Source organism: Nostoc sp. JL31 (assembly GCF_017114965.1).
Classification (GTDB): Bacteria; Cyanobacteriota; Cyanobacteriia; order Cyanobacteriales; family Nostocaceae; genus Nostoc; species Nostoc punctiforme_A.
The window spans coordinates 1-9,331 of the sequence record NZ_JABXKO010000063.1; the positions used below are offsets into that span (position 1 = coordinate 1).

Genomic DNA, 9,331 nt, shown 5'->3' on the forward strand with positions numbered 1-9,331 from the left:
GTAGAGCGCCTGCTTTGCAAGCAGGATGTCAGCGGTTCGAGTCCGCTAACCTCCATTGGAAATTTTTGATTAGAAATGTGCGATGGCTGCGGTTTTTACTAGCCTACGCACATTCAAATCAATTAAAACCCCATTCATCATCAAAAAATGGGGTTATTTTCCTTGTGAGGCAAGGGGTTCGGGGAGAGGAAATTATGGTATTGCATCCATTGCACCAATTCAAAGCCGTACTTAGTTAGAAGAATCTCTGGATAAGGAGGTAAACTTTGACTTGACAGCACTTAGGTAATTTTAATCGTTCAAAATTTGACTTATCTATACTTAGGGGGTTGTTTGGAAAAGCGTCCATTGGGGTTAGTGGCAATTGTTCTATACAAATCATTTACCGCCTTGCTGCTTATGGTTACTTCGATCGCTTTATTATTGACATTAAAAAATTATCAAACTCTAGAGGCATTTTCAGAAAATTATGTTTTAGAAGGTAAATCGATAATTATTGATTGGCTTTTAAAAAAAGTTGTTAACTTAAATCCTAGAACTCTGGCATTTAGCGGTATCGGAACAGGCATCTATGCTATTGTTACTGCTATTGAAGCCGTTGGTTTATGGTACGAAAAGCGTTGGGCACATGTCTTGGTATTGGGACTTGTCGGTATCAGTATTCCACCAGAGATTTATGAATTGATTCAGGGAATATCTCTAATAAAAATATTCGTTTTTTTGTTGAACTTAGCAGTATTTGGCTATCTATTCCGAAATTTTCCTAAACATCCAAACTAATTTTTGATAAGAAGAAAGGTACTTGAAATGTTTGACGACAAGAGCCTACGGGTTTCCGTAAAACCAAGACCCCACGTTGTACAATCGCTAGAAATACAATCTGGAGAGCAACTTGCCTAGATCGATTCAGTCTACTCAACCACCACTAAAATTTATTCCTCAACGGTTGAATCCGCTGGTACTCCAGATTGTTCGGTGGTTACTGCCGATCGCACTACGGTTTCGTACTCGCCCTTGGCTATCGGCTGGGATTGTCAAGATTGAAGCCAAGAATGTTGAAGTATTAGCTGAACTATACCAACAATTCCAGTCTGGAAAAATTCGCTTTTTGTTAGCATTTCGCCACCCAGAGGTAGAAGATCCCCTCTGTATGCTGTATTTGCTTTCTCGCATTGTGCCACAAGTTGCTCGTCAAAAAGGTATTACACTAAAATCCCTGGTTCATAGCTATTTTCTTTATGACCGAGGTATGACAGTTTGGGCTGGAAAGTGGCTAGGTTGGCTGTTCTCTCTGCTGGGGGGTGTGCCGGTTCGTCGTGGTAGGCGACTAGATCGCCAAGCTATCCAAAATGCACGAGAGTTGTTTGCTAATGGCGAACTACCGATCGCAGTGGCACCGGAAGGCGGTACTAATGGTCATAGTGGCATTGTTAGCCCCTTAGAACCTGGTGTTGCTCAAATGGGCTTCTGGTGTGTAGAAGACTTACAAAAAGCTAACCGTTCTGAGACTGTGATCGTTGTGCCGATCGCTATCCAATATCGCTACGTTGAGCCACCTTGGTCTAAGCTGGATTGGCTATTGAGTAAGTTAGAAGCTGATAGTGGCTTGAAAGTTTTGGAAACTGATTCGGGCAATCGCGAAGAGATTTACTATCAACGCCTCTGTAGGTTGGCTGAATATCTGATTACCGAGATGGAAGAGTTTTATCGTCGCTTCTATCATCAAGACATCCCAAAAACCATCTTAACTGATGAATCTACTAGTGCTAATCAGGTATTAATTGCCCGACTCCATCGCCTACTAGATAAGGCTTTACAAGTTACCGAGCAATATTTTGACGTTCAAGGGCAAGGTAATTTTATTGACCGCTGTCGTCGTTTAGAAGAAGCTGGCTGGAGTTACATTTACCGAGAAGATTTGCCAGATATTAATGCTTTAGCACCCTTCAAAGGCGGTTTAGCAGACTGGATTGCTGAAGAAGCCGACTTGCGAATGCGGCACATGCGGATAGTGGAAAGTTTTGTTGCAGTCACAGCTACTTATATTCAGGAGCAACCAACGGCGGAACGGTTTGCGGAAACAGCTTTGCTTGTATTTGATATGCTTTCTAGAATTCAGGATACAACACTTCCGGGGCGACCTCGGTTAGGTTTGCGACAGGCACAAATCACTGTGGGAGAGCCAATTTCAGTTACAGAACGCTTTACAAATTGTCAGGGCGATCGCCAAGCGTCTAAACAAGCTGTGAGCGATTTGACAAAAGATTTGCAAATCGCTTTAGAGAAGATGATTAGATAACAGAAATTCTAAGACTTTTTCGCTCGAATTTTGTCAAAGATTGCACCTTCATCAAAAAATTTCTTTTGAATTTCGTCCCATCCTCCTAAATCTTGAGCTTTGAAAATCGTTTTAATTTTAGGAAATTTGCCTTCCGTTTCTTTTGTAACAGTCAGCTCAACAGGACGAAATCCTAATTTGGTAAACTCTCTTTGCGACTCTGGGGTGTAAAGAAATTTGAGAAATGCTTCGGCAATCGGACGAGTACCATGTTTATCAACATTTTTGTCTACAACAGCAACAGGATTGTCGATGGAGATATTAATATCAGGCACAATATATGAGATTTTTTTACCATTTTTTGCTAGCAAAATCATCTCGTTTTCGTAGTTGAGCAGAACATCTCCTTGATTATCGTTAAAGAATAGTTCACTGGCATTTCGAGCCGTTTTAGGTAACAAAGGTGCATTGTTATAGACTTTAGAAGTAAAGTCCATTGCTTGATTTTCATTTTTGCCAGTTTTTGTTACAGAACCCCAAAGACTAAGGAAGTTCCAGCGAGCACCGCCAGAGGTTCTAGGGTCTGGTGTAACCACATTTACGCCATCTCGTGCCAAATCTGCCCAAGTTTTGATATTTTTGGGATTACCTTCACGAATAGCGATCGCGTCTAGAGATTTGGTAACAATTGCATCATTAGGCGCTTCTTTTTCCCACCCCGGTTGAATAAACCCTGCCTGAACAAGTTTATTAATATCAAGGGCAAGTGACAGGTGCACCACATCAGCTTCTTTACCGTCAATCACAGCAAGGGTCTGGGAACCTGACCCATCATAACTTTGATTGAAAGTGACGTTTTGGTTATATTTTTTCTTCCACTGTTCAATAAATTTGGGAATGATCTGCTGGTATGCTGCGCTAGTAACTGAGTAAGAAACAAACGTTAGTGTTACATCATTCTGGGAAGTTGTGCCAGTATTATTGATATCACGTGGAGAGCAGGCAGCTATCATGACACTCAAGCTAACTCCGACTAAGAATAGGGACGTAACACTCAATGAAGAAGACTTGTACAACCAATTTCGTATTAGTTGTACATACCACTGTCTTGTAGCGTGTAAAGCTTTAACAATATAAGTCTGAACTAATTCAGTCAAATATCTCCTTGATTGAAAAGTACGTTGCCTCTGGTTCATCAAATTTCCCTTAAATCTGCGGTAGCTTTATCTAGATACTGTAGTTAAGAGGTATTATAAAACAGTGGTTAAGGACAAATAACTTTTTGTTAACCTAAATTTAAACAAATTATCTCCGTATCGAAATCAACCAGCCAGAAGCGGAGGCTGTTCAACTCAGCTTGATGCGACAACAAGCATTAATTGTCCAAAGCGACAACCAATAGCTGACCATTGAATATGTTAGCGGAGCTTAACGAAGTTATCGCTTACAAATTTTGTCAACGTAAAAATAAGGATTCCAGGTTTTAAGAGCGGCCACTTTATCCTTGAAGTGACAACAGGTTTTGAGTAGGTAGGTTTTAATAATGGAGCTAAGCGGATTCGAACCGCTGACCCCCTCAATGCCATTGAGGTGCGCTACCAACTGCGCTATAACCCCAGAACCCTTAGTAAGTAAGCATTTTTAAGCTTACTAATTAGCTCTATAAATTGTATTAGTTTAATTATTATGCCAGTTTATCTAATTTAAGTCAAGACAACTATATTAAGTTATGTATCAGTGTACGTTCACAACTTAGATATCGTAGTTTAACAAATTAATGTCGTTAATTTTATCCTGTAAAAACATTGTATAGCAAGGGTTTTATTAATTTATATGATTATTCAAAAGTGACTATAGATTTTCAATGTTTTTACAAATTGAGGTCGCAAAACCAAAAATTTCACATTTTAATGGTCGTTTATTTTCTTCTCTGAAAAAGTCTGCTATTAAAGGAAACTCTTTGCCAAAGTCAATTTTTTTAACGAACCGCATACCCCTTCGGGGAAGCAAGCTACGAGCAGCGTCTCGTAAGAGTTGGACGCAAAGCAAAGGACGCAAACAAAGAGAAGAAAGAAATGCTTAACCCAAGCGTATTGCCTTATAGAGACGTAGCACTACTACGTCTCTAACATTTTTTCTACCAAATGTCTCTTGAGTAGAGTAAGTGGCAAGGGTAAGCTTTTTGAGAATGGTATGAGATGGGTTACTTTTATTTATATTCGTCGATTAACTAGGGTAGCGCTAGCTTGGTCAACAGGCATTAGCACAACTTCATTAATATTGACATGGGGCGATCGCGTCACACAGAAAAATATCACATCAGCCACATCATCTGCTGTTAGGGGTGTAACTCCTTGGTAGACTTTGTTGGCGCGTTCAGTATTTCCGTGAAAGCGTACCTCGCTAAATTCCGTTTCTACCATACCAGGGTCAACGGAAGTTACACGGACTCGCGTACCCAATAGGTCTTGTTTTAAACCTTCAGAAATGGCTCTCACAGCAGCTTTGCTAGCACAGTAGACATTACCACCAGGATAGGTTTGATGTCCGGCGATGGAACCTAAATTTACCACATGACCGCGATCGCGACTTACCATTCCCGGAATGATATAGCGGGAGACATAAAGTAAACCCTTAACGTTAGTATCAATCATGTCTTCCCAGTCTTGAAAGTTGGCTTCGTGCAACTTGTCTAAACCACGACTTAGACCAGCATTATTAATGAGAATGTCGATGTCAGACCAGGCAGAGGGTAGAGTCGCAATGGCAGATTCAACAGCATGGCGATCGCGCACATCTAGCTGTAATAAATGAATTTCAGTACCAAAATCTTTATTGAGAGTATCTCCTAGCTGCTGCAAACGTTCTAACCGTCGTGCTGCCAAAATCAGTTTTGCACCTGCACCAGCAAAGATTTTTGCACAAGCAGTACCAATACCACTACTTGCACCAGTGATCAAAATGATTTGATTTTGTAGGGAAGTCATTAGGATAGTTAGGAGTGAGGAGTTAACAGTTATGAATTATGAATTAGCAGAAGTTTCATCGTTCATAATTTATCATCAGTCGGTCTATAACTCCTAACTCCTAACTCCTAACTACTTCTTCACCACTTGCAAGCGCTGAGTTACCATTGTCATTCCATTACCTCGCAGGATGACAGCAGAAATCCATTGGCTACCTGGGGTAGATGGTGCTTGTCCCGTTTTAAACAGTCCGCCAGATGTCAGTAATTCTAAATCCACGGGTGTAGGGTTAAGAAATTTATCTGCTTGGATAGATTCTTCTAGCGCCGTTCCTAGTAGAAAATCATCACCCAGTGGCTCTTGGACGATCGCATCAAAATTATACTTCTGACCGACTTGTACTTGCTGTGGTAATTTAATATCAATTTGGGGTGGGTTGCTGCCAGAAGTAAGTAGGGTGCGTTCTGACAAAATGTCTTGGCGGACTATTTTTCCATTTTCAATGCGCTGACGTGATTTAATCGTGGCATTAAGAGCTAACTTCTTATTATTACCGGAGGGTAAGCCAGTTATCTTCGTTTCTGTTTCAGCAATAATACCATTGGCTTCAGGTTTTGAAGATAGCAGTTTCGTGCTGTATTGCAATTTCGGATATCGTTGCCAAAGTGAAGTCAAAGACTTTTCCAGGGTTTGAAGGTTTAATCCATCGCCATGAGTGAAATTGGGACTGTAAAATTGCAACACCCCTTTGACATCGCCTCGGCTAGCAGCAGTATCAACTTGTGTTAACAGGTTTTTCAGATCGGCTGGTGCATTTTGGGCTGTTGTGGCTTGAGATAATTGCTGTGGTGTCGTCGCCTGAGTGCGTTGCCAACCAGTTGTTAAACCAATAGTCAGCAGAAACGAAACTAGCCAGATATTTGCTGGAAATTTGAGTTGTCGTCTCACTAAGGCGGTAATAATGTTAGTCATTGGTAAGAATTTACTGATTTGATTAGAGAAAGTAAGCAAATTGTTTTATCTTAGTTAAGCTAGACGCTAAACGGTAGAGGTTTGATGGCAAACGCACCGATACGATTATTAATAGCTGCCAGTGGGACTGGTGGACATTTGTTTCCAGCGATCGCCCTGGCGCAAAAACTTCCAGATTATCAAATAGAATGGCTGGGAGTACCCGATCGCCTAGAAACTCAACTTGTCCCCAAACAGTATCCCTTGAATACTATTGCAGTTGAAGGGTTTCAGCAAGGGTTTGGACTTTCCTCGATTCGCATTTTGGGTAAACTCGCCCTTTCGATTCTAGAAGTCAGACGAATTCTCAAACAGGGACATTTTCAAGGGGTGTTTACCACAGGCGGTTACATTGCCGGGCCGGCCGTGATTGCGGCACGTTCTCTCGGTTTACCCGTGGTTTTCCATGAATCTAACGCCTTACCAGGTAAAGTAACTCGCTTTTTTGGCCCTTGGTGTAGTGCGGTAGCCTTGGGATTTGAACTAGCTGCTAAGTATTTACCTCGTGCCAAAAATGTCTATGTTGGTACTCCTGTAAGAGAGCAATTTCTTGATGGGGCAATTAATGCACCACTTGATTTAGCTATTCCTGATGGTGTGCCTTTAATTGTTGTTTTTGGTGGTAGCCAGGGTGCAGTTGCAGTGAATAAGTTGGTGCGCGAATCTGCAAAAGCTTGGTTTGATGCTGGTGTTTATGTAGTACATTTAACTGGCGATCGCGATCCCGAAGCAGACAGTCTCAAACATCCACAGTACATAGCCTTACCTTTTTACAACAATATGGCAGCGTTGTTACAACGTGCTTCTTTGGCGATTAGTCGTTCTGGTGCAGGTAGCTTAACAGAATTGGCAGTGTGTGGAACGCCAGCGATTTTGATTCCTTACCCCTTTGCCGCAGAAGACCATCAATCTTACAATGCAGACGTATTTACAAAAGCTGGTGCAGCGTTAACGTTGAAGCAATCTGAGTTGACGACTGAAGTATTGCAAAATAATGTGTTGAATTTATTGCAGTCACCGCAAGAGTTAGCAAAGATGAGGGAAAAAGCTTATGCGATCGCAGTTCCTGATAGTGCCGAAAAGTTGGCGCAATTAGTGCGTGAGGTGATAGAAACATAACGTTAATTATTTAGCATTAGAAATGTATTTTCCCAGTTATTAATATGTTATTGAGTAAAAAATTTCGCTTCACAGTAGGTTGTGCTGCTTTATTACTTGTCAGTTTAGCAAGTAGTTATCTATATACCCACTCAAAAACTAAACAACTAGCTCAACAAAATCAGTCATTTACTCAACAAGAAAATTCTTTCCTACTTCAATCACAGATTTTTCTGACCTCAAATCAAGCTGCCGAACAACTTAATTCAAGGTTTCAAAATGCTTTTTCATCTCGACAGAATTTGTTAGCAGCATCTTCACCCTATCCAGTTGTTGATGAGTTCAAAAAATATAAATTTAACATTAATGGTAGCCAGATTGCTACTCCAGGAAAACTACCAAATAGTAAGGTTAAATTCAATCAAGGAGATTTATTAACTGTTCTTGTTAATACTAGAAAATATTTTCAAGATTATGCTTCCGAAGACCCGGATATTATGCGTACAGGAGTGCTTGCTACTCAAGGAGTTACTGTACCAGATGTCCTCAAAACTTTGGATTTTATGATTGCTGTTTTGAAGGAGGATATTGCGAATAATCGGGCTACTCGTTTACAAGACTCTAAATTTATTAATACTAATTTTCGAGTCATTAAATGGTCTCCCTACAACCCCAAAAGTAAACAGCAAAAACAATTACGAATTACCAAATATGCTGTATTTACTCACCCTGGTTCCCGCAAGAAAACCTCTACTTTTAATATACCAATTTATAGCTTAAAAGATAACTCTAATAACGATAAGTTCTACACTCGCTACACAAAGCAAGATGTTTTATCTGGTATTTATGAACCAGGTGGTAGAGAATTTGGAAAAGTTAATACTCTTGCTTATCTAACCAGAAATGGCTTAGAAGAAGCAATTATGGAAGGAACAATCCTGATTAATTTTACCGATGGTTATAAGGCCTTTTTTAATGTAGATAGAAACAATGGAATGGCTTATATCCGGGGATTAAAGGCAACAGCACAAAAGCGTTATTGGTATTTTAGAGAAGTTGATGCTATTAAAGGCTATGGATATAAAATAGATGCAAAAATTTCTATCAAACCCGGAGTTACTTTTGCTGGAGATGTTTTGAATATCGGTTTAGGTAAGGTGATTGTGATTGAGCATACTCAAGGTGGACGCAAACATCTGCAAATGGGAGTCATCGCCGATACAGGCGGAGCATTTTTACCCAATCTTTATCAGCTCGATTTTTTGGCAGGTATTTTTCAGAATAAAAAAGAATTTGGGCAGAATATTAGCCAATTACCAGACCATGCCACAGCATATTTTTTAGTCAAGAAGTAATGCATTGACCTGATATCAAAAATCTATGCACGGGTTAACAATTCTAAGTTGTGGCCATCGGAGTCATAGAAATAGAAGCCACGACCTTCCTTTCTGTGGTTAATTTGTCCTTTATTCTGATGCATGGGGTCGCTACTGTATTCAATACCTGCCTCTTTGATGCGTGCAAAAATTGCATCAAATTCTTCATCACTGACATGGAACGCATAATGATGTGGCTCGAATGCTCCAGCATCGGCAAAGTCGAGCGTTAATGCATCATTTATATGCACAGCAGCGAAGTGACCAACGGGAAGCTCGACCTCTAAACCGAAAATTTTTGCAAAAAACCTCGCCGACGCTTCTTTGTCATGTGCGGGCACTATGGTGTGATTTAGAGTAATTGTCATGTCACACCTTCCCTCCTAATTTTGGTAGTAATTCATATCAACTCTTTATTCAGAGTCGACAACAACAATGTTCCTTATCTATTTTATCTTTTGGGCGCTAACACTAACACCAGAGTAAACATATCTAAATTCTGTGTTCACTGTATTTGGAACACCCGCAAACACTAGAAAGATCGAGCTTAAATAAGCAAAACTAATAACTTGCATCAGGTTTGCTGAAGTAATAAAACTTGA

The 9,331-nt window shown here is 40.3% G+C and carries 9 protein-coding genes and 1 tRNA gene; 5 read left to right on the plus strand and 5 right to left on the minus strand.

What is annotated here, in order from left to right:
* The 3 genes from HWQ43_RS15175 to HWQ43_RS15185 all read left to right on the plus strand — a co-directional run.
* A partial coding sequence (locus HWQ43_RS15175) for a hypothetical protein (protein ID WP_292735092.1) occupies positions 1–239 on the plus strand: 239 nt, incomplete at its 5' end.
* 94 nt (positions 240–333) lie between these two features.
* Positions 334–780: a DUF2127 domain-containing protein gene (locus HWQ43_RS15180; protein ID WP_292735095.1), complete on the plus strand. Its 447-nt coding sequence runs from the start codon at positions 334–336 to the stop codon at positions 778–780.
* Positions 781–892: 112 nt separating this feature from the next.
* Entirely contained in the window at positions 893–2,299 is a 1,407-nt protein-coding gene (locus HWQ43_RS15185; RefSeq protein WP_292735098.1) for a 1-acyl-sn-glycerol-3-phosphate acyltransferase, read from the plus strand.
* An 8-nt stretch (positions 2,300–2,307) separates the two neighbouring features.
* Here HWQ43_RS15185 and HWQ43_RS15190 read toward each other — a convergent pair whose 3' ends face one another.
* The 4 genes from HWQ43_RS15190 to HWQ43_RS15205 all read right to left on the minus strand — a co-directional run bounded on the left by HWQ43_RS15190 (position 2,308) and on the right by HWQ43_RS15205 (position 6,216).
* On the minus strand, positions 2,308–3,474 hold the full coding sequence (locus HWQ43_RS15190) for a sulfate ABC transporter substrate-binding protein (RefSeq protein WP_292735101.1): 1,167 nt from the start codon (positions 3,472–3,474) through the stop codon (positions 2,308–2,310).
* Positions 3,475–3,822: 348 nt separating this feature from the next.
* Positions 3,823–3,895, minus strand: a tRNA-Ala gene (locus tag HWQ43_RS15195).
* A gap of 596 nt (positions 3,896–4,491) precedes the next feature.
* On the minus strand, positions 4,492–5,265 hold the full coding sequence (locus HWQ43_RS15200; protein WP_292735104.1) for an SDR family oxidoreductase: 774 nt from the start codon (positions 5,263–5,265) through the stop codon (positions 4,492–4,494).
* Between the two features lie 111 nt (positions 5,266–5,376).
* Positions 5,377–6,216, minus strand: a complete 840-nt coding sequence (locus HWQ43_RS15205) for a nuclear transport factor 2 family protein (RefSeq protein ID WP_292735106.1) — start codon at positions 6,214–6,216, stop codon at positions 5,377–5,379.
* Between the two features lie 84 nt (positions 6,217–6,300).
* Here HWQ43_RS15205 and murG point away from each other — a divergent pair, with 84 nt between their 5' ends.
* Both murG and HWQ43_RS15215 read left to right on the plus strand, forming a co-directional pair.
* A complete protein-coding gene (gene murG / locus HWQ43_RS15210; protein ID WP_292735109.1) occupies positions 6,301–7,374 on the plus strand; it encodes an undecaprenyldiphospho-muramoylpentapeptide beta-N-acetylglucosaminyltransferase in 1,074 nt (357 codons plus the stop codon).
* A 38-nt stretch (positions 7,375–7,412) separates the two neighbouring features.
* Positions 7,413–8,708, plus strand: a complete 1,296-nt coding sequence (locus tag HWQ43_RS15215; protein ID WP_292735115.1) for a hypothetical protein — start codon at positions 7,413–7,415, stop codon at positions 8,706–8,708.
* Positions 8,709–8,731: 23 nt separating this feature from the next.
* On the opposite strand, the gene HWQ43_RS15220 is transcribed toward HWQ43_RS15215, so the two are convergent.
* Positions 8,732–9,097, minus strand: coding sequence for a VOC family protein (locus HWQ43_RS15220; protein WP_292735112.1), 366 nt, complete (start codon positions 9,095–9,097; stop codon positions 8,732–8,734).
* Positions 9,098–9,331 lie beyond the last annotated feature (234 nt).

What these genes read in the sequence shown, in the direction of transcription:
- HWQ43_RS15190 (WP_292735101.1), bottom strand. Translation starts at nt 3,474, where the DNA reads ATGAACCAGAGGCAACGTACTTTTCAATCAAGGAGATATTTGACTGAA.
- HWQ43_RS15200 (WP_292735104.1), bottom strand. Translation starts at nt 5,265, where the DNA reads ATGACTTCCCTACAAAATCAAATCATTTTGATCACTGGTGCAAGTAGT.
- HWQ43_RS15205 (WP_292735106.1), bottom strand. Translation starts at nt 6,216, where the DNA reads ATGACTAACATTATTACCGCCTTAGTGAGACGACAACTCAAATTTCCA.
- murG (WP_292735109.1), top strand. Translation starts at nt 6,301, where the DNA reads ATGGCAAACGCACCGATACGATTATTAATAGCTGCCAGTGGGACTGGT.
- HWQ43_RS15220 (WP_292735112.1), bottom strand. Translation starts at nt 9,097, where the DNA reads ATGACAATTACTCTAAATCACACCATAGTGCCCGCACATGACAAAGAA.